General features: G+C 68.0%; 17 protein-coding genes, 1 tRNA gene and 1 pseudogene. 10 read left to right on the top strand and 9 right to left on the bottom strand.

From position 1 onward, the window contains the following. Positions 1–118 precede the first annotated feature (118 nt). From pcaF to ACOMG5_RS14515, 3 genes are all read right to left on the bottom strand, one after another. Entirely contained in the window at positions 119–1,321 is a 1,203-nt protein-coding gene (gene pcaF, locus ACOMG5_RS14525; protein ID WP_420344517.1) for a 3-oxoadipyl-CoA thiolase, read from the bottom strand. 10 nt (positions 1,322–1,331) lie between these two features. Further along, positions 1,332–3,380, bottom strand: a complete 2,049-nt coding sequence (locus ACOMG5_RS14520) for a 3-hydroxyacyl-CoA dehydrogenase NAD-binding domain-containing protein (RefSeq protein ID WP_420344516.1) — start codon at positions 3,378–3,380, stop codon at positions 1,332–1,334. Between the two features lie 198 nt (positions 3,381–3,578). After that, entirely contained in the window at positions 3,579–4,175 is a 597-nt protein-coding gene (locus ACOMG5_RS14515) for an AMP-binding enzyme (RefSeq protein ID WP_420344527.1), read from the bottom strand. Between the two features lie 119 nt (positions 4,176–4,294). Here ACOMG5_RS14515 and ACOMG5_RS14510 point away from each other — a divergent pair. Further along, positions 4,295–5,042 (top strand): annotated as a pseudogene (locus ACOMG5_RS14510) (IS5 family transposase). A 285-nt stretch (positions 5,043–5,327) separates the two neighbouring features. Here the strand turns inward: ACOMG5_RS14510 and ACOMG5_RS14505 are convergent. From ACOMG5_RS14505 to speB, 5 genes are all read right to left on the bottom strand, one after another. After that, positions 5,328–5,402, bottom strand: a tRNA-Val gene (locus tag ACOMG5_RS14505). Positions 5,403–5,534: 132 nt separating this feature from the next. Continuing rightward, on the bottom strand, positions 5,535–7,148 hold the full coding sequence (locus ACOMG5_RS14500; protein WP_420344515.1) for an FMN-binding glutamate synthase family protein: 1,614 nt from the start codon (positions 7,146–7,148) through the stop codon (positions 5,535–5,537). Between the two features lie 66 nt (positions 7,149–7,214). After that, complete coding sequence (locus ACOMG5_RS14495; protein ID WP_420344514.1) at positions 7,215–8,249, bottom strand: DUF475 domain-containing protein; 1,035 nt, start codon at positions 8,247–8,249, stop codon at positions 7,215–7,217. A 116-nt stretch (positions 8,250–8,365) separates the two neighbouring features. After that, positions 8,366–8,806 carry a hypothetical protein gene (locus ACOMG5_RS14490; RefSeq protein WP_420344513.1) on the bottom strand — a complete coding sequence of 147 codons (441 nt, stop codon included), beginning with the start codon at positions 8,804–8,806 and terminating at the stop codon, positions 8,366–8,368. Continuing rightward, positions 8,803–9,771 (bottom strand): agmatinase, encoded by a 969-nt coding sequence (gene speB, locus ACOMG5_RS14485; RefSeq protein WP_420344512.1) that lies wholly within the window; start codon positions 9,769–9,771, stop codon positions 8,803–8,805. The genes ACOMG5_RS14490 and speB overlap by 4 nt, the downstream gene beginning before the upstream one ends. 177 nt (positions 9,772–9,948) lie before the next feature. Here speB and ACOMG5_RS14480 point away from each other — a divergent pair, with 177 nt between their 5' ends. From ACOMG5_RS14480 to ACOMG5_RS14470, 3 genes are all read left to right on the top strand, one after another. Continuing rightward, on the top strand, positions 9,949–10,473 hold the full coding sequence (locus tag ACOMG5_RS14480; protein ID WP_420344511.1) for an RrF2 family transcriptional regulator: 525 nt from the start codon (positions 9,949–9,951) through the stop codon (positions 10,471–10,473). A 136-nt stretch (positions 10,474–10,609) separates the two neighbouring features. Next, entirely contained in the window at positions 10,610–10,762 is a 153-nt protein-coding gene (locus ACOMG5_RS14475) for a hypothetical protein (RefSeq protein ID WP_420344510.1), read from the top strand. A gap of 78 nt (positions 10,763–10,840) precedes the next feature. After that, positions 10,841–11,179 carry a TfoX/Sxy family DNA transformation protein gene (locus tag ACOMG5_RS14470; protein WP_420344509.1) on the top strand — a complete coding sequence of 113 codons (339 nt, stop codon included), beginning with the start codon at positions 10,841–10,843 and terminating at the stop codon, positions 11,177–11,179. Here the strand turns inward: ACOMG5_RS14470 and ndk are convergent. After that, on the bottom strand, positions 11,176–11,598 hold the full coding sequence (gene ndk, locus ACOMG5_RS14465; RefSeq protein ID WP_420344508.1) for a nucleoside-diphosphate kinase: 423 nt from the start codon (positions 11,596–11,598) through the stop codon (positions 11,176–11,178). The genes ACOMG5_RS14470 and ndk overlap by 4 nt on opposite strands. A gap of 188 nt (positions 11,599–11,786) precedes the next feature. Here ndk and ACOMG5_RS14460 point away from each other — a divergent pair, with 188 nt between their 5' ends. The 6 genes from ACOMG5_RS14460 to eno form a co-directional block, all read left to right on the top strand. Further along, positions 11,787–13,634: an ABC-F family ATP-binding cassette domain-containing protein gene (locus ACOMG5_RS14460; protein WP_420344507.1), complete on the top strand. Its 1,848-nt coding sequence runs from the start codon at positions 11,787–11,789 to the stop codon at positions 13,632–13,634. Positions 13,635–13,679: 45 nt separating this feature from the next. After that, positions 13,680–14,612, top strand: coding sequence for a nucleoside hydrolase (locus tag ACOMG5_RS14455; RefSeq protein ID WP_420344506.1), 933 nt, complete (start codon positions 13,680–13,682; stop codon positions 14,610–14,612). A gap of 32 nt (positions 14,613–14,644) precedes the next feature. Beyond that, positions 14,645–16,060 (top strand): protein adenylyltransferase SelO, encoded by a 1,416-nt coding sequence (locus tag ACOMG5_RS14450; protein WP_420344505.1) that lies wholly within the window; start codon positions 14,645–14,647, stop codon positions 16,058–16,060. A gap of 26 nt (positions 16,061–16,086) precedes the next feature. After that, positions 16,087–16,800 carry an endonuclease/exonuclease/phosphatase family protein gene (locus ACOMG5_RS14445; protein WP_420344504.1) on the top strand — a complete coding sequence of 238 codons (714 nt, stop codon included), beginning with the start codon at positions 16,087–16,089 and terminating at the stop codon, positions 16,798–16,800. Positions 16,801–16,885: 85 nt separating this feature from the next. Next, a complete protein-coding gene (locus tag ACOMG5_RS14440; RefSeq protein ID WP_420344503.1) occupies positions 16,886–17,776 on the top strand; it encodes a DMT family transporter in 891 nt (296 codons plus the stop codon). Between the two features lie 74 nt (positions 17,777–17,850). Further along, positions 17,851–19,076, top strand: a 1,226-nt coding sequence (gene eno, locus ACOMG5_RS14435; protein WP_420344502.1) for a phosphopyruvate hydratase, incomplete at its 3' end; no start/stop codon positions are given.

Genomic DNA, 19,076 nt, shown 5'->3' with positions numbered 1-19,076 from the left:
CGGGCCTCCGTCCGCAGCCAGACAAGGCAAAGGCGCCCCCTCCCGGAACTCCGCCCGAGCTGAGCCGATACGGAGGCCCTCCGCACCCGCATCCCACCGCCCGATGCGGGCAATCGCCTCAGACCCTCTCGAGAAGCAGCGCAGCCCCCTGCCCGACACCCACGCACATCGTTGCCAGCCCGTAGCGCGCCGCGCCCCGGCGCATCTGCAGCGCCGCCGCCCCCGCGATCCGCGCCCCCGACATGCCGAGCGGATGGCCGAGCGCGATGGCCCCGCCATTCGGGTTCACCCGCGGATCGTCATCTGCCAACCCGAGGCCGCGGGTGACGGCGAGCGCCTGCGCGGCGAAGGCTTCGTTCAGCTCGATCACCCCGAGCGCATCGAGCCCGATCCCCGCCTTTGCCAGCAGCTTGCGCACCGCGGGCACCGGCCCGTAGCCCATCACCCGCGGCGCAACACCGGCCGCGGCCGCCCCGGCGATGCGCGCGATCGGGCTCAGGCCATGGCGCCGCGCCGCCGCGGCCGAAGCCACGATCAGCGCCGCCGCCCCGTCGTTCACCCCCGACGCATTTCCCGCCGTGACCGAGCCATCCGGCCGCGTGATCGGCCTCAGCCGGCCCAGATCCTCCAGCGTGGTCGCGCGGGGATGTTCGTCCTGCACGACCTCCATGCTCCTGCCGCGGCCCAGAGGCACCGCCACCGGCACGATCTCGGCGGCAAAGCGGCCGGTTTCCTGTGCGGCCGCCGCCCGCTCCTGCGAGCGCAGCGCGAAGGCATCCTGATCCGCGCGCGAGATCGAATAGGCATCGGCCAGGTTCTGCGCCGTCTCGGGCATGGAATCGGTGCCATAGGCCGCCGCCATCTTCGGGTTCACGAAGCGCCAGCCAATGGTGGTATCATGCACCTCCATAGCCCGCCCCCAGGCCGTGGCGGATTTCGGCATCACGAAAGGCGCGCGGCTCAGGCTCTCGCCCCCGGCCGCAATCGCGCGGTCGCCCGCGCCCGCCTGCACCGCGCGCGCCGCCGCCGCCACCGCCTCCAGCCCCGAGCCGCACAGCCGGTTCACCGTCACCCCCGGCACCGTTTCGGGCAGGCCCGCGAGCAGCAACGCCATCCGCGCGACGTTGCGGTTGTCCTCCCCGGCCTGATTGGCACAGCCCATCCAGACTTCCTCGATGGCCGCCGGATCGAGCCCCGGGTTGCGCGCCAGCAGCGCGGCGAGCGGGATTGCCGCGAGATCGTCGGTGCGCACGGGCGCCAGCGCGCCGCCGTAGCGCCCGATCGGGGTGCGGATATAATCGCAGATGAAAGCATCGGTCATGATATCCTCGTCAGATAGGCCAGGCCGTGCGGCCACTGTCGGTCGTGCGGCGCAGGATCTCGGGCAGCGCCCAGGAGAGCGGATCCTCGGCCGCAAGCGCCTCGATCCGGCCGCGGATCGCGCTCAGGCCGATGCGCTCTGCGTAATGCATCGGCCCGCCGCGCCAGCGCGGAAAGCCGTAGCCATGCACCAGCACCAGGTCGATATCGGCGGGCGCGGCGGCAATCCCCTCCTCGAGGATGCGCGCGCCCTCCTCGATCATCGCGGTGATCGCGCGATCGGTAATCTCCGCATCGGAGAAGCTGCGCCGCGTGATCCCGACGCGCGCGCTTTCCTTCCGCACGATCGCATCGACGAGGGCCGATGGCGCGGCCTTGCCCCCCGTATAGTCGTACCAGCCGGCCCCGGTCTTGCGCCCGAGCCGCCCGGTCTCCTCTACGATCCGGTCCGCGATGGGAATGTAGCGAAACCCGGGCTTCGTGGCCCAGCCCAGCCGCTTGCGATTGGCGTGCGCAATCTCGAGCCCCGACAGATCCTGCACTTCATAAGGCCCCATCGCCATGCCGAAGCCGCGCAGGGCGGCATCGACCTGCGCAGGCCACGCGCCCTCGATCAGCATCACATCGCAGGCCTGCCGGTAGCGGGTCAGGATCCGGTTGCCAATGAAACCATCGCAGACCCCGGCGGGCACGGCGATCTTCTTCAGCCGCGCCGTCAGCCGCAGCACCGTCTCCAGCGTTTGCGGCGTGGACGCCGCAGCCCGGATCACCTCCACCAGCTTCATCACATGCGCCGGGCTGAAGAAATGCAGCCCGAGGAAACGGCCGGGGTTGCGCAGCCCCGCGGCGATCAGGTCGGGGTTCAGATAGGAGGTATTGGTGGCCAGGATCGCGGTTTCGGGCAGCGCCGCATCAAGCGCCGTAAACACCTGTCGCTTCACCGCCAGATCCTCGAACACCGCCTCGATCGCGATCTGCGCGGGCGGCAGGGCGCCATAGCCCGCGTGGATGCTGTGGCGCGGGGACTGGGGGGCATGGGCCGCCTCGGGGGTGGTTTTGCCGCGCGCCACGGCCTCGGCATAGAGCCGCGCGACAGCCGCCCGCGCCCGCTCCGCTCCGGCCTGATCCGTCTCCACCAGTGCCACAGACAGCCCCGCACCCGCCAGCGCATAGGTGATCGCTGCCCCCATCTGGCCGCCGCCCACGACCACCGCCTGCGCGATATCCGCCCCGCCGGAGCGCCCGCGCGCCATCGCCGCGCGCTCCGCAAAGAAGACATGGCGCAGGGCCGCGGCCTGATCGGAGGCCTTCAGCTCCAGGAAGGTCGCGCGCTCCAGCGCGAGGCCTTCGGGCAGCGCGAGGCGGGCGCTGGCCGCAACGAGATCGATGGCGCGGCCCGGTGCCTCCTGCCCGCGGGCGCGCCGCGCCGCCAGGGCCCGGGCCGCCGTAACAGCCTCCGGATCTGCAGCCGGCGCGGGCATCGCCCCGGTTGCGGGGCGCGCGGGCAGCTCAATATTGCGCGCGCCCGCGCAGGGGTCTTCGGCCAGCGCATCGACGAGGCCGAGGCGCAGCGCTTCTGCCGCCGCGATCACCCGGCCCTCCGGGATCAGCGCGAGCGCAGGGCCAAGCCCGATCAGCCGCGGCAGGCGCTGCGTGCCGCCTGCCCCCGGCACCACGCCCAGCGTCACCTCGGGCAGGCCGAGCGTTGCGCCCGGCGCCGCCACCCGCGCCGCACAGGCCAGCGCCAGCTCCAGCCCGCCGCCAAGCGCAGCCCCGTTGATCGCGGCCACGACCGGCACCGCGAAACCCTCGATCCGCGCCACGACATCGGGCAGATGCGGGGGCTGCGGCGGCGCGTCGAATTCCCGCGCATCGGCCCCGGCAATGAAGGCCCGCCCGGCCCCGGTCAGGACGACGCGCGCCGCCCCCGCCGCTTCGGCGGCATCCAGCGCCGCCATCAACCCCGCGCGCACCGCCTGCGACGTCACATTGAAGGGCGGGTTGTCTATGGTGATCAGCGCCGTGGCGCCATCATGCGAAAAGCGGACCGGATCGGTCATGAAACCTCCTGAGCGGACGACCACGCCACAAAGGGCGCGGGGACGGATCGGCAGGGCGCGCCTCCCATGGCGACGCTTCGCCGCGATGGGAGCGGGCCATCTGTGGCGCGCCAGCAGGGATAGCGGGCCGCCCCCGTGCAGCCGGCGCACGGAGCCGGGCTGTTGCGCCCGGGCGCGAAACGCGGCCCTGCACCGCGCTCATTTCTGCGCGGCCTCGTATTCGGCCTTGAGCTCGTTGCGCAGCGCGAATTTCTGGATCTTGCCAGAGGCGGTCGAGGGCAGCTTCTCGCGCAGCTCCAGCCGCTCGGGGAAATACTTGCGGGCCAGGTGCTGCGCCTCCAGAAACGCCGCCATCCCGGCGAAATCGATGCCCTGCCCCGGTTTCGCCACGATGAAGGCGCAGGCCCGTTCGCCCAGGCGCGCATCCGGATAGGCGACGATTGCCACCTGCTGTACGGCCGGGTGCTTGTAGAGCAGCGCCTCTACCTCTACGACCGGAATATTCTCCGCGCCGCGGATGATCACGTCCTTGGAGCGGCCACAGATGCGGATATAGCCCTGCGCATCCATCCGCGCGATGTCGCCGGTATCGAACCAGCCCTCGGCATCGGTGTTGTTCCACTGCGGGCGCTTCAGATAGCCGCCGAAATTGGAGCAGCCGCGCACATAGAGCTCGCCCTCATGGCCCGCGGGCACCGGCTGGCCATCCGCCCCGCGGATCTGCAGCTCCATCCCGGGCAGCACGCTGCCATCGGTATGGATCGAACGCTCCTCCGGATCCGCCGGCGAAACCAGAGCCAGACAGATTCACCGAAGGCCCGATCAATTAAATCCAGGGAGTGAAAATCAAGGGTCAGGATCTATTGAGTTCCGGGTATCGGCCTGTTTCACGGCCCGACAATCGGGCGCGGGCCATGTCTGATGTTTTCTGGCTGACGGATGCGCAGATGGCGCGTCTTTTTCCCTTCTTTCCAAGGTCCCACGGCAAACCTCACGTCGACGACCGACGCGTGCTGAGTTGGATTATCTTCATCAATCGTATTGAGTTGCGCTGGCGGGGCGCCCCGAAAACCTATGGGCCACACAAAACGTTCTACGGCCGTTGGAGGCGCTGGAACGACAAGGCTGTCTTCGCCCGGACAATGGCCGGTCCGGCCGCTGAGCACGGCGAGAAGATGACCCTGATGATCGACGCGCCCACCTCACGGCCCATCGGACAGTGCCAGCATGGGCATGAAGAAGGCGGGCGTGCGTGCCTGATCGGCCGGAATAAAGTCATGAGCACCAAGCGGCACGCCATCTGCGACAGCCAGGGCCAACCACTCGGCCTGCTCCTCACCGCTGGACACGCCAGCGGCACCATCGGGGCGCGGGCACTCCCGTCCAGCCTGCCGAAGGTAAACCGGTTGCTCGGGGGGCCGGGGCAATGACGCCGACAGGTTCAGCCAAGCATCTCAAAATAAGACATGCCTGCATTCCGGGTGGCACACACTGCAAGAAGACCGTGAAATACGACAAGCGCCGTTTCGAGCTGCATCGAGATCAGTTCGCGCGCTCAGGGATCGGAGGCCCGTAGCGACCCGCTCCGACCGATGCCCGAAAGCCTTCCCGCCATCGCACGCGCAGAAGCCGGAATCTATTGGCCAGGAGCCCTGCCCCTAAAAAAACAGGTTCCGACCGTGCAGCACGCACCCTTACCGCAGCCACGAACATCGAAGCGCCATTCATGGAAGTGGTGATTTCTTCCTCGGGCTGGTTGCTATGCGGGCGCGCATCTGCCTGGATTGGCGCGGAAAGCACCGCGAATTCAAAGGGGAACCTGGCTTTCAGGCGGCACTGCCGAACCCGGGTGCAGGCATGGCCTAAGTCGGAACCGTGACGATTTCCCTCACAGGCGGTGTGCACGAAAAAAGAAAGTTTTCTCGCATCGGCACAAGGTCAGGGAAATGGTGGGGCGGGAGGGGATCGAACCCCCGACCAACACGGTGTAAACGTGCCGCTCTACCGCTGAGCTACCGCCCCGTTCAGGACCCGCTGCATATCCGGCCGCGGCTTCCTCCGGCGCCGAGCCGACCATGACGCCGTCCCCGGAACCGCGCCGGAGGATGTCTCCGGCCCCGGTTCCATAGCCAATCGCGCCGCGCGTGGCAAGCCTCAGATGCCGTCGTCGACCGGCTCGAAGGCCTGCGCCCGGGCCCGGCGCCAGCGCTGCAGATAGCCGAAGCGGTCATCATCCTCGCGCAGCAGGAAGCCGATCGGCATGTAGGGATAGACCTCATCGCCCACCACCATGTTGCGATCCTTCTCGCGCATGATGAAATGCTGCGGCATGAACTTGCCCGGATGGTCGAGCCCCGCCGCTCCGGTCATCTCCGCCAGCGCCTTCAGCGTGTTGCGGTGGAAATTCGTGACCCGCGTCGCCTTGTCGGGCACCACCAGCGCGCGCTGGCGGCGTTTGTCCTGGGTCGCGACGCCCACTGGGCAGCGATTGGTGTGGCACGATTGCGCCTGGATGCAGCCGACCGCGAACATGAAGCCGCGCGCTGAATTCGCCCAGTCCGCGCCGAGCGCCAGCACCTTGGCGATGTCGAAAGCCGAAATCAGCTTGCCCGAGGCCCCGAGCCGGATCCGGTGCCGCAGGCCCGCGCCGCGCAGCGTGTTGTGCGCGAAGGTCAGCCCTTCGATCAGCGGCATCCCCATATGGTTGGCGAATTCCTGCGGGGCGGCGCCGGTGCCCCCCTCCTTGCCGTCCACCACGATGAAATCCGGGGTGATGCCGGTCTCGATCATGGCTTTGACCATGCACATGAACTCGCGCCGATGACCGATGCAGAGCTTGAAGCCCACGGGCTTGCCCTTCGACAGCTCCCGGAGCTGCGCGATGAACTGCATCATCTCCAGCGGTGTGGAGAAAGCCGAATGCGACGGCGGCGAGATACAATCCACGCCGAGCGGCACCCCGCGCGCCTCGGCAATCTCGGGGCTCACCTTGGCCGCGGGCAGGATCCCGCCGTGGCCGGGCTTCGCGCCCTGGCTCAGCTTGATCTCGATCATCTTGATCTGCGGATCGGCCGCGAGTGTCGCGAAGCGCTCCGGGCTGAAGCTGCCATCGTCGTTGCGGCAGCCGAAATAGCCCGAGCCGATCTCGTAGATCAGATCGCCGCCGCCCTGCCGGTGATAGCGCGAAATCCCGCCCTCGCCCGTGTCATGGGCGAATCCGCCCGCCTTCGCCCCGGTGTTCAGCGCGAGGATCGCATTGGCCGAGAGCGCCCCGAAGGACATCGCCGAGATATTGTAGATCGAGAGATCATAGGGCTGCAGGCAATCGGGCCCGCCGACGCGCACGCGAAAATCGGTATCAGTGATATGCTTCGGCCGGATCGAATGGGTGAGCCACTGATAGCCCGAATCGTAGATCCGCTGCGTGGTCCCGAAGGGGCGCGCGGCCTCGATGTTCTTCGCGCGCTGATACACGAGAGAGCGTTCATCGCGCGAGAACGGCTCCTCATCGGCGTCGCTCTCGATCAGGTACTGGCGGATCTCGGGGCGGATTTCCTCGAACATGAAGCGCAGGTGGCCCAGGATCGGATAATTGCGCAGGATCGAATGCCGGGTCTGGATCAGGTCGTAGACGCCGAGCGCGGAGAGCAGCCCGAACAGGATCGCGAGCGGGAACAGCCAGCCCCACCACGCCATGCCCGACAGGCAGACCAGCGTCAGGATCATCGCCGCGCCCAGCACCGAATACCGCAGGTATCGCGAAATCATGGCCAACCTCCTCCGATCGTGGCGCGGGCCACCCTGGCACGCAAACCTTCCGTTTCGATGAAACCTTCAGGCCGGATTGTGCCGGCGGAACCGCAGCGAGGACAGGAACGACAGCCCGATCAGCGTGGCGCCCAGAAGGCCGGTGATGACCTCGGGCACATGGATCAGCGTCTGCGCAAACATCACCAGCGCCAGGATCAGCACCGACCAGAACGCCCCGTTTTCCAGGTAGCGGAACTGCGCCAGCGTGTTGCGCTCCACCAGCATGATCGTCATCGAGCGCACATACATCGCCCCGATTCCAAGGCCGATGGCGATCAGGAACAGGTTCTGCGTCAGGGCGAAGGCGCCGATCACGCCATCGAAGCTGAACGACGCATCGAGCACCTCCAGATAGAGGAAAGCACCGATCCCCCCCTTGGCGGCGTCCGACGCGAGCGCGGCGCGGTCCAGCACCTGGCCCAGCACCTCCACGCCGAGGAAGGTCACCAGCCCGGCGATGGCGGAGAACAGGAAGGTGTTCTCGGTGGCCGGCGGCAGGATCCAGGTGAAGACCATCACCAGGAGCAGCACGAAGCCGATCTCGAGCCCGCGAATGGAGGCGCAGGCGCGCAGGCGCCGCTCCAGCGCGGCGATCCAGTCCACTTCCTTCTCGCCATCCACGAAATAGCTCAGCGCCACCATCATCAGGAAGGCGCCGCCAAAGGCCGCGATCGAGACATGCGCCTCGCCGATGATCCGCGCATATTCGGCGGGCTGCGTGGCTGCGAGGCGGATCGCCTCCACCGGTCCGATCTTGGCCGCGATCACCACCACGAGGAGCGGGAAGACGATGCGCATGCCGAAGACCGCGATCACGATCCCCCAGGTGAGGAACCGGTGCTGCCACTTGTGGCTCATCTCGCGCAGCCGGTTGGCGTTGACGATGGCATTGTCGAAGGAGAGCGAGATTTCCAGCACCGCGAGGATACCCGCGATCAGCAGGAACGACATCGTCCCCGCCAGATTGCCCGAATAGGCCCAGCCGAGCCAGCCCGAGAGCACCAGCCCCGCGAAGGTGAAGGCGAAGGCGCCGCCGAAATATTTCAATGTGGTTTGCATGCGCCGGCCTCCGATTTCCGCTCAGCTCAGAGCGCCACATAAGCCCGCAGCCCCCGCGCCGCAAGGCAGCGATGCCCGGCTTTGGCCGGACGTGCCGGCCCCGCCACAGGGCGCGCTCACTTCAGCCCGGCCAGCGCGAGCCAGTCGCGGATGCGCTCCTGCGCGCGGCGGGTCTCGCCGCCGAGGTCGATGATCTCGAAGACCGAATGGCCACGCAGATGCACGCGGTCGCCCTCGATCCAGAGGTTGGTGATATCGGGCAGGCCGATGAGCGAGCTGCGCGTCACCAGCGTCACCAGCCCTTCGTCGGCATCGCCCTCCAGAAGCTCGGTCTGGCCATTCGCAAGCGCAATCTTGATCAGGTCGGAGAGCGCGGCCTTCGGCGCGGGCACTTGGCGCACCGCCTCGAACCCCTCCGGATCCGGCCAGTCGCCGATATCGCGCGCGCCCGCCCCCATCCGGTGCACCACATCGGCCGAAATCGGCGCGAAACGGACCCACAGCCCCAGCCCACACAGCACGGCGAGCGCAAGGAGTGCGAGCCAGCGCCCCTTCATGCGCCGCCGCGGCGCGTCCAGCCGTAGAGCGCGATCAGTTCCATCGCGACATGGGCCCCCGCCACCGCCGTGGCCCCGGTGGTATCGTAGGGCGGCGAGACTTCCACCACATCGCCCCCGACCAGGTTCACCCCCGCGAGGCCGCGCAGGATTGCCGCCGCCTGCCAGGAGGCGAGCCCGCCCCAGACCGGCGTGCCGGTGCCGGGCGCGAAGGCCGGGTCCAGGCAGTCGATATCGAAGGTGATATAGGTTGGCCGGTCCCCCACCACATCGCGGATACGCCGGACGGTATCGGCCACGCCCGCCTGATGCACGAAGGGCGCATCGAGGATCGTCACGCCCAGCGTATCGGGGTTGTCGGTGCGGATACCCACGGAAACCGTGGTCGCGGCCTCCACCACCCCGGTGCGGAGCGCCTTGTAGAGGAAGGTGCCATGGTCGATCCGGCTCATGTCGTCATCGGCCCAGGTGTCGGAATGGGCGTCGAACTGGATCAGCGCCACCGGCCCGAATTTCTCGGCATAGGCGCGCAGGATCGGCAGGGTGATGAAATGGTCGCCCCCGAGGGTCACGGTGCCCGCGCCGGCCGCCAGGATCCCGGCGATATGCTGCTGCACCCGGTCCGGGAAGGAGGCGGTATGGGCATAGTCGAAGGCGACATCGCCGTAATCCACCACGCTCAGCTCCGAAAGCGGATCGTAGCCCCAGCCATAGGGCGCATCGAAGGCCTGCAGCGTGGAGGCCTCGCGGATCGCGCGCGGCCCGAAGCGGGTGCCGGGGCGGTGCGTCACCGCCTGATCGAAGGGCACGCCCGTCACCACCAGATCGACCCCGGCGAGATCCTTGGAATAGGCCCGGCGCAGGAAGCTCACGGCACCGCCGAAGGCATTCTCATAGGCAAGGCCGCGCCGGTCCGTCCGGGTGAAGGCCATGTCGATCTGATGCTTCGCGTCTTCGAGCGCCATGCACGTCTCCTGTTTTGGCCAGAACTGACCTGCTCCCGCTCAAAGGTCAAGCATTGCAAAGCTGACGCGGAGGCAACCGGGGCCCGCGCAGCGGCGGCGATTCTCACGTTTTCATGATCTGCATCAAATCATGCGCTCCGCATGCCGGTTATCCTGCGTCAAATCGAAGGGGGATTCATGCGACTGACGATCCGAACCAACCTTGCCATGCGCACGCTGATGTTCTGTGCCGTCAACAATGGCCGGATCGTGCGCAAGCACGACGTTGCCGCCGCCTGCAACGCCTCCGAAAACCATCTGGCGCAGGTGGTGAACACGCTCGCGCAGGAGGGCTTCATCGAAACCCAGCGGGGCCGCGCGGGGGGGCTGCGGCTGGCACGGCCGATGGCGGATATTTCGGTGGGCGAAGTGCTGCGCAGCTTCGAGGGCGCCCTGCCCTTCGCCGAATGCTTCGATCCGGAGGCGAATACCTGCCCGCTGCGCGACGCCTGCCTGCTGCGCGATGCGCTGCAACAGGCGGTGGAGGCGTTCTATGCCACGCTCGACCGCTGGTCTCTCGCGGATCTGGTTGCGGATAACGCGGCGCTGGACCGGCTGCTGCACCTTTCGGGCGCCCGCAGCCTGCGGATCTGTGGCACCGCGGAGGCCGCGTCCCTGCGCCCGCCGCAGCACCCCGGCGCCCCCAGCATGGCAGAATTGTAACATCCCCGCGAGGCATGGCGGCGGCCCGCCTGCGGCGGCTTGACGCATCGGGCCTGCCGTCATACCTGCCCATTCACGTCGCGACTTTTCAAACAGCCTCATAATGAGGCAAGCGCGGCGCGACATGAGGCATGTGATGCAACATTCGCAACAGATGGGCGCGCAAGAGAGCGCGCAGCCTGCCCAGCAGCCGGGCGCGCAGATGGCCCCCGCGGCGCAGCAGCAGGCGCAGACCGCCAAGCCCGCACAGCAAGGTGGCGTCCGTTTCCAGGACTGGGCAGCGATCTGATCGCCCTCCGGCGGGGCCATGCGGCCTTGCGGATTGCCATGGGACAGACGAGACTGCGGTGACACGCCGAGGTCCGCCATGCCACGCCCCATCACAGAGATATCCGGGATCGGCCCCGCAACGGCCGAAGGATTTGCGCGCGCCGGCATCACCGATGCCGATGCGCTGATTGCCATGGGCGCGGATGCCGCCTATGCCGCCTGGCTCGCCGCCGGCAACCCTCCCCATTTCATCGGCTACTATGCGCTGGTCATGACCCTGCAGGGCCGGCCCTGGAACGATTGCCGCGGCGCCGAGAAGGCCGCCCTGCGCAGCCGGTTCGACGCGATGAAGGCCCGCACGAACAGCGGCATGGAAAAGGGCCGCCTCCCGATGGAAGCGGCCCTCGATCTGATCGGGGTGGGGGTGCGGCGTTAGCCGACCAGTTCCAGGCCCGAGAAGAAGAACGCGATTTCCTGCGCGGCGGTTTCGGGCGCATCCGAACCATGGACCGAGTTCTCGCCGACGGAGAGCGCGAATTCCTTGCGGATGGTGCCATCGGCGGCTTGCGCCGGGTTGGTCGCGCCCATCACTTCACGGTTCTTCGCGATCGCGCCTTCGCCTTCCAGCACCTGCACGACGACCGGCTCCGAAGCCATGAATTCGACCAGCTCGCCGTAGAACGGGCGGTCCTTGTGGACTTCGTAGAACTTGCCAGCCTGCTCGGCCGAGAGCTTCAGGCGCTTCTGCGCGACGATACGCAGGCCCGCTTCTTCGAATTTCGCGTTGATCTTGCCGGTCAGGTTGCGGCGGGTCGCATCGGGTTTGATGATGCTGAGGGTACGTTCGATGGCCATGAGGGAAGCCTTTCCAATGAAAATACCGGCTCTGTCCGTCCGGTCAGGTTTTACGCTGCGCCTGCTAGCATGGCCGAAGAACCTTGAAAACCCCCGCGCAACGCAGCGTGCCAGAATGTGCGCCGCACCGCCTGCCCGGCCGCGCGATCGGCGTTGACGCGGGCGATGGCCTCGGGCAGGACTGCGGCATGCTGAAGATATCCGACATTTCCTACGCGGTCGAGGGCCGCCCGCTGTTCGATCAGGCCTCGGCGGTGATCCCGGACGGGCACAAGGTGGGCCTGGTGGGCGCGAATGGCGCGGGCAAGACCACGCTGTTCCGGCTGATCCGGGGCGAGCTCGCGCTGGAATCGGGCGAGATCAGCCTGCCTGCGCGCGCGCGCATCGGCGGCGTCGCGCAGGAGGTGCCCTCTTCGTCGAAGACGCTGCTCGACACCGTGCTCGAGGCCGATACCGAGCGCAGCGCGCTGATGGCGGAGGCTGCAGGCGCCACCGACCCGCACCGCATCGCCGAGATCCAGACCCGGCTCGCCGATATCGACGCCTGGTCCGCCGAGGGGCGCGCTTCGGCGATCCTGAAGGGGCTCGGGTTTGACGCGCAGGCGCAGCTGCGGCCCTGTTCGGATTTCTCGGGCGGCTGGCGGATGCGGGTGGCGCTGGCGGGGGTGCTGTTTGCGCAGCCCGACCTGCTCCTGCTCGACGAGCCGACGAACTACCTCGATCTGGAAGGCGCGCTCTGGCTCGAAAGCTATCTGGCGAAATATCCGCATACCGTCATCATCATCTCGCACGACCGCGAGCTGCTGAACCGCGCGGTGGGCTCGATCCTGCATCTGGAGAACCGCAAGCTCACGCTCTGGAACGGCCCCTACGACCAGTTCGCCCGGCTGCGCGCCGCGCAACGCGCCAATCAGGCCGCCGAGGCCAAGAAGCAGGAGGCGCGCCGCGCCCATCTGCAGAGCTTCGTGGACCGCTTCCGCGCCAAGGCCAGCAAGGCCGTGCAGGCGCAGGCGCGGGTGAAGATGCTGGAGAAGATGGAGCCGATCACCGCGCCCGAGGAGGCCGCGAAGGTGGCCTTCACCTTCCCCGCGCCAGAGCAGCTCTCGCCGCCGATCATCGCGCTGGAAGGCGCATCTGTGGGCTATGACGCGCCGGTGCTGCGGCGGCTGACCCTGCGCATCGATCAGGACGACCGGATCGCGCTTCTGGGCCGGAATGGTCAGGGGAAATCCACGCTTTCCAAGCTTTTGGCCGGAAAACTTCAGGTGATGGATGGTGCCATCACCCGCTCCTCGCGGCTGCGGATCGGCTATTTCGCGCAGCATCAGGTCGATGAGCTGGACCTGAACGCGACGCCGCTGGTGCATTTGCAGCGCCTGCGGCCAGAGGAGCACCAGTCCAAGCTGCGCGCGCGGCTGGCGGGCTTCGGGCTGTTGGCCGATCAGGCCGAAACCGTGGTGAAGAAGCTCTCGGGCGGGCAGAAGGCGCGGCTGTCTTTGTTGCTGAGCACGCTCGAGGCGCCACATCTGCTGATCCTCGACGAGCCGACCAACCACCTCGACATCGAGAGCCGCGAGGCGCTGGTCGAGGCGCTGACCGCCTATACCGGCGCCGTGGTTCTGGTGAGCCACGACATGCACCTCCTGGGCATGGTCGCGGACCGGCTCTGGCTGGTGAAGGGCGGCCAGGTGGCACCCTATCAGGGCGACCTGGAGCAATACCGCGCGGAGCTTCTGGCCGGCGAGCCGGCCGAGCGCGCGGCACCGAAGAAAGACAAGCCCGCGAAGCCCTCGCGCGATGCGATCCTTGCGCTGCGCGCCGAGGCCCGCAAATGCGAGGAGCGGGTGGGCAAGCTCGCGGAAATGCTGGAAAAGCTGGATGAGAAGCTGGCCGATCCGGGGCTTTACGAGGCCGCGCGCGCGGCGGAGCGCGACAAATGGCTGCTGAAGCATGCCGAGGCGCGCGATGCGATGAGCCGCGCCGAAGAGCTGTGGATGCAGGCGCTGGAAGCGCTGGAGACCGCGGAGGCGAGCTGATGCCGCGCCTCCGCTTCGATGCGCAACGGATTGATAGGTAAGAAAATGGCACGCAAGATCATCATCGACACCGACCCCGGGCAGGATGACGCGGTCGCCCTTCTGCTCGCGCTGGCGAGCCCGGAGCTGGAGGTTCTGGGCATCACCTGCGTGGCCGGGAACGTGCCGCTGCCGCTCACGACCCGGAATGCGCGGATCGTGGCAGAGCTCGCCGGGAAGCCGGTGCGGGTGTTCGCGGGCTGCGAGGCGCCGATGCAGCGCCCGCTGGTGACGGCGGAGGCCGTGCATGGCAAGACCGGCCTCGATGGCGCGGACCTGCCGGAGCCGACGCGGCCTCTGGCCCCCGGCCATGCGGTGGATTTCATCATCGACACCCTGCGCGCCGAAGCCCCCGGCACGGTGACGCTGTGCCCGCTCGGGCCGCTCACCAATATCGCCACCGCACTCACCCGCGCCCCCGACATTGCCGCGCGGATCCGGCAGATCGTGCTGATGGGCGGCGCCTATTTCGAGGTGGGAAATATCACCCCGGCCGCCGAATTCAACATTTACGTCGACCCGGAAGCGGCTGATATCGTGATGAAAAGCGGTATCGATCTGATCATGGCTTCGCTCGACGTCACACACAAGGTCCTCACCACCCGGGCACGGGTGGAGGCGATCCGCGCGATCGGCACCCGGGTCGGCTCCGTGGTGGCGGACTGGCTCGGCTTCTTCGAGCGTTTCGACGAGGCGAAATACGGCACCGAAGGCGCGCCCCTGCACGACCCCTGCGTCATCGCCTGGCTGCTGCGCCCGGAGCTGTTCTCCGGCCGCCGGATCAACGTGGAGGTCGAAACCGCCTCGCCCCTGACACTGGGGATGACCGTGGCCGACTGGTGGCGCGTCACCGACCGCGCGCCGAACGCGACCTTCCTCGGCGGCGTCGATGCCGAAGGCTTCTACACATTGCTGACCGAACGGTTGGCCCGGCTGTAACCGCACCCTATATTCGGGGCAAGGAGACCGCGATGACCCTGCCCTTCGACAATTCCTATGCCCGGCTGCCGGAGCGGTTTTATGCGCGCCAGGCGCCGGTGCCGGTGCGCGCTCCGGCGCCGATCAGCGTGAACCGGGCGCTGGCCGAGCGTCTGGGGCTCGACGCGGACTGGCTGGAAAGCCCGGAAGGCACCGCGGCCCTGGCCGGGAATGCCGTGCCCGAAGGCGCCGCACCGCTGGCGCAGGCCTATGCCGGGCATCAGTTCGGCGGCTGGGTGCCGCAGCTCGGCGATGGCCGCGCGATCCTGCTTGGCGAGGTGCTGGCGCCCGACGGGTTGCGCTTCGATATCCAGCTGAAGGGCGCGGGCCAGACCCCGTTTTCCCGCCGGGGAGACGGGCGGGCCTGGCTCGGGCCGGTGTTGCGCGAATATATCGTCTCGGAGGCGATGGCGGCGCTCGGCGTGCCGACCACGCGCGCCCTCGCCGCGGTCAGCACAGGCGAGCAGATCCTGCGCGATGGCTTCCTGCGCCCGGGCGCGGTTCTGGCCCGGGTGGCGGCCAGCCATATCCGCGTCGGGACCTTCCAGTATTTTGCGGCCCGCGGCGATGCAGAGGCGCTCGGGCTGCTGGTCGATCACGTCATCGCCCGGCATTACCCGGCAGCGCGCGGCCCGCTCGGGCTGCTGCAGGCGGTGGTCGCGGCGCAGGCGCGCCTGATTGCGGCCTGGATGTCCTTCGGCTTCATCCACGGCGTGATGAACACCGACAATATGGCGGTTTCGGGCGAAACCATCGACTATGGCCCCTGCGCCTTCATGGACGGTTATCACCCGGATACGGTCTTCTCCTCGATCGACCAGTATGGCCGCTATGCCTATGCGAACCAGCCGCAGATCGCGGCCTGGAACCTCGCGCAATTCGCGACCTGCCTGCTGCCGCTGATGGGCGAACGCGAGGCCGCCGTGGCGGCCGCGACCGAGGCCGTGCATGGCTTCGCCCCCGCGTTCCAGGGCGCGTGGCTGCGCCGGTTCGGCCGCAAGATCGGCCTGAGCGCCGCCACGAAGGCCGACCTGCCGCTGATCGAAAGCCTGCTCGGCCGGATGGCCACGGAGCGCGCCGATTTCACCCGCACTTTCCACGGCCTCAGCACCGGGAAGGCGCGCGACGAATTCACCGATCCCGCCGCCTTCGACAGCTGGGAGCCCGCCTGGCGCGCACGGATTGCAGGCGAGCCCGCTGGGGTGATGGCGGCCGCAAACCCGGTCCGGATCCCGCGCAATCACCGCATCGAACAGGCGATCACCGCGGCGGTCGAGGGCGATTTCGCCCCGTTCCACCGGCTGAATGCTGCGCTGGCCGATCCGTTCCGGCCGGATCCGGATTTCGCCGCCTTCGAGGCCGCGCCATGGCCCGAGGAAGCCGTGCAGCGCACCTTCTGCGGAACCTGAACTATGATCCGCAACCATCGGAAAACATGACGTTCCGTATCGCCTCATACAATCTGCACAAATGCGTCGGCACCGACGGGATCCGGGATCCAGAGCGGGTGCTGAGCGTGATCAACGCGCTCTCTGCCGATGTGGTCGCGCTGCAGGAGGTGGACCGGCGCATGGGCCAGCGGCCCTCCGCGCTGCCGCCCGGGCTGATCGAGCGCGAGACCGATTTCCGGCTGGCGGACCTGCCGCGTACGGGGCCGGAGTCGCTCGGCTGGCATGGGCAGGCGGTGCTGGTGCGCAAGGGCACGCATGTGCTTGAAGCCTCAGGGTTCGAGCTGCCGGGGCTGGAGCCGCGCGGCGCGCTGCGGCTGCGGATCGAGCCCGAAAGCGGGGTGCCGTTCGTGCTCGTGGCCGCGCATCTGGGCCTGCGCCGGGCGGACCGGCGCGCGCAATGGAGCCGCATCGCGCGCGAGATGATTGCCGCCGCAAGCCCCGCGCTCGCGATTGGCGATTTCAACGAATGGTCCGCGCGCCACGGCTTCGAGACGCTGAGCGGCTTCGACGTGCATGCCCCGGGCCCGAGCTTCCCCGCCCGCGCCCCGATCGGGCGGCTGGACCGGCTCGTCACCGGGCCGGGGCTGCGGGTGCTGCGGATGGGGGTGTTTGACAGTGTCCTCGCCCGGCGCGCCTCCGATCACCTGCCGATCTGGGCCGATCTGAGCGCCCAGCCCGCCCTGCCGCCCCCCGGCTGAGCCGCGCAATTGTGCCCGGCACAATCGGGCGCTGGACCGGCCTTCGCGCATGAGGCAAACCGGGGGGACTACCCTGGGGGAATGCATGGAAAACCTGCGCGGCAGCCTGCTGATGGTCGCCTCGATGCTGGCCTTCGCGCTGGAAGACATGTTCATCAAGAGCCTGAGCGAGACCCTGTCGACCGGGCAGATCCTGCTCTCGATCGGCGGGCCCGGCGCGCTCATTTTCGCCATCGCCACCATGGCCAGCGGCCGCAGCCTGCGCGACCGCGCGCTCTATACGGTGCCGGTGCTGCTGCGCTCCTTCTCGGAGCTGGCAACCGCCATCCTCTACATCACCGCGCTCGCGTTCATCCCGCTGGCGCAGGCCTCCGCGATTCAGCAGGCGACGCCCCTCGCCGTGACCATGGGCGCCGCACTCTACCTGAAAGAACAGGTCGGCTGGCGGCGCTGGAGCGCTATTGCCGTGGGCTTCGTGGGCGTGCTGATCGTGGTGCGGCCGGGGGCGGATTTCTCAGTGCTGGCGCTGCTCGCAGTGTTCTCGGTGTTCTGGCTCGCGGTGCGCGACGTGATCACCAGGCGCGTGCCCGCGAGCGTCTCGTCGCTGCAGCTCGCGACCTTCGGCTTCGCCGCCATCGTGCCCGCGGGGCTGATCATGCTCGCGGTGATGCCCGCGCCGCTGAAAGCGCCCGATCTGGGCGAATGGCTCGGCATCACTGGCGCGGTGATGAGCGGCGTCTTCGGCTATTACATGCTCATCGGCGCGGTGCGCACGGGCGAAATGTCGGTGGTCACGCCGTTCCGCTATACCCGGCTGATCTTCGCGCTGATCCTCGGCTGGATCGCCTTCGGCGAGGCGCCCGATGGCGCCACCCTGATCGGGGGCGCCGTGATCGTCGGCTCAGGGCTCTATATGCTGTGGCGTCAGGCACTGGTCTCGCGCCGCGCGCGAAGAAATTCGGTTGTTCGTCGCTAACAGCTGCGCCGCCCCTTTCCGCAATCCCGTCAACGGGCTATAGGACTCCGGCAACGCTTGACCGGAGATCTTCCATGAGCACGATCATCGACATCCACGCGCGCGAAATCCTCGACAGCCGCGGCAACCCGACCGTCGAGGTCGACGTCATCCTCGAAGACGGCACGATGGGCCGCGCCGCCGTGCCCTCGGGCGCCTCGACCGGCGCGCATGAGGCCGTGGAACGCCGCGACGGCGACAAGGCGCGCTATATGGGCAAGGGCGTGCTCGAAGCCGTCATGGCCGTGAACGGCGAGATCGCCGAGAATCTGGTGGGCGAGGACGTGACCGAGCAGGTCGCGATCGACCGCATGATGATCGAGCTCGACGGCACCCCGAACAAGGGCCGCCTCGGCGCCAATGCCATCCTGGGTGTCTCGCTCGCCTGCGCCAAGGCCGCGGCCGATTTCACCACCCAGCCGCTGTTCCGCTATGTGGGCGGCACCTCGGCGCGGGTCCTGCCGGTGCCGATGATGAACATCATCAACGGCGGCGAGCATGCCGACAACCCGATCGACATCCAGGAATTCATGATCATGCCGGTGAGCGCGGGCAATATCCGCGACGCGGTGCGCATGGGCTCCGAAGTGTTCCACACGCTGAAAAAGGAGCTGTCGTCCAAGGGGCTCTCGACCGGCCTCGGCGATGAGGGCGGCTTTGCCCCCGATATCGCCTCCGCGCGCGAAGCGATGGACCTGATCCTGAAGTCGATCGAAAAGGCCGGCTACAAGCCCGGCGAGGACATCTACCTCGCGCTCGACTGCGCCTCGACCGAATATTTCAAGGGCGGCAAATACGAGATGAAGGGCGAAGGCCTGAGCCTGACCTCGGCCGAGAACGTGGACTATCTGGCGAAGCTGGTGGCCGATTACCCGATCATCTCGATCGAGGACGGCATGGCCGAGGATGACTGGGAGGGCTGGAAGCTGCTCACCGACACGCTCGGCGCCAAGGTGCAGCTGGTGGGCGACGATCTGTTCGTGACCAACCCGGCGCGTCTGGCCGAGGGCATCAAGAAGGGCATCGCCAACTCCATGCTGGTGAAGGTGAACCAGATCGGCTCGCTCACCGAGACGCTACAGGCGGTGGAGATGGCGCATCGCGCGCGCTACACCAACGTGATGTCGCACCGGTCGGGCGAGACCGAGGACGCCACCATTGCCGACCTCGCCGTGGCGACCAACTGCGGCCAGATCAAGACCGGCTCGCTCGCCCGCTCGGACCGGCTGGCGAAGTACAACCAGCTGATCCGCATCGAAGA

Source organism: Paenirhodobacter sp., from assembly GCF_041916475.1.
Taxonomy (GTDB): Bacteria; Pseudomonadota; Alphaproteobacteria; order Rhodobacterales; family Rhodobacteraceae; genus Rhodobacter.
Note: the sequence above shows the minus strand (reverse complement) of the source record. Positions and strands in the feature narration are given on the sequence as shown.

Bases quoted from the DNA above. Each gene is read 5' to 3' on its own strand.
- pcaF (WP_420344517.1), bottom strand. From the start codon at position 1,321: ATGACCGATGCTTTCATCTGCGATTATATCCGCACCCCGATCGGGCGC.
- ACOMG5_RS14520 (WP_420344516.1), bottom strand. From the start codon at position 3,380: ATGACCGATCCGGTCCGCTTTTCGCATGATGGCGCCACGGCGCTGATC.
- ACOMG5_RS14500 (WP_420344515.1), bottom strand. From the start codon at position 7,148: ATGATTTCGCGATACCTGCGGTATTCGGTGCTGGGCGCGGCGATGATC.
- ACOMG5_RS14495 (WP_420344514.1), bottom strand. From the start codon at position 8,249: ATGCAAACCACATTGAAATATTTCGGCGGCGCCTTCGCCTTCACCTTC.
- ACOMG5_RS14490 (WP_420344513.1), bottom strand. From the start codon at position 8,806: ATGAAGGGGCGCTGGCTCGCACTCCTTGCGCTCGCCGTGCTGTGTGGG.
- speB (WP_420344512.1), bottom strand. From the start codon at position 9,771: ATGGCGCTCGAAGACGCGAAGCATCAGATCGACATGGCCTTCACCCGG.
- ACOMG5_RS14480 (WP_420344511.1), top strand. From the start codon at position 9,949: ATGCGACTGACGATCCGAACCAACCTTGCCATGCGCACGCTGATGTTC.
- ACOMG5_RS14475 (WP_420344510.1), top strand. From the start codon at position 10,610: ATGCAACATTCGCAACAGATGGGCGCGCAAGAGAGCGCGCAGCCTGCC.
- ACOMG5_RS14470 (WP_420344509.1), top strand. From the start codon at position 10,841: ATGCCACGCCCCATCACAGAGATATCCGGGATCGGCCCCGCAACGGCC.
- ndk (WP_420344508.1), bottom strand. From the start codon at position 11,598: ATGGCCATCGAACGTACCCTCAGCATCATCAAACCCGATGCGACCCGC.
- ACOMG5_RS14460 (WP_420344507.1), top strand. From the start codon at position 11,787: ATGCTGAAGATATCCGACATTTCCTACGCGGTCGAGGGCCGCCCGCTG.
- ACOMG5_RS14455 (WP_420344506.1), top strand. From the start codon at position 13,680: ATGGCACGCAAGATCATCATCGACACCGACCCCGGGCAGGATGACGCG.
- ACOMG5_RS14450 (WP_420344505.1), top strand. From the start codon at position 14,645: ATGACCCTGCCCTTCGACAATTCCTATGCCCGGCTGCCGGAGCGGTTT.
- ACOMG5_RS14445 (WP_420344504.1), top strand. From the start codon at position 16,087: ATGACGTTCCGTATCGCCTCATACAATCTGCACAAATGCGTCGGCACC.
- ACOMG5_RS14440 (WP_420344503.1), top strand. From the start codon at position 16,886: ATGGAAAACCTGCGCGGCAGCCTGCTGATGGTCGCCTCGATGCTGGCC.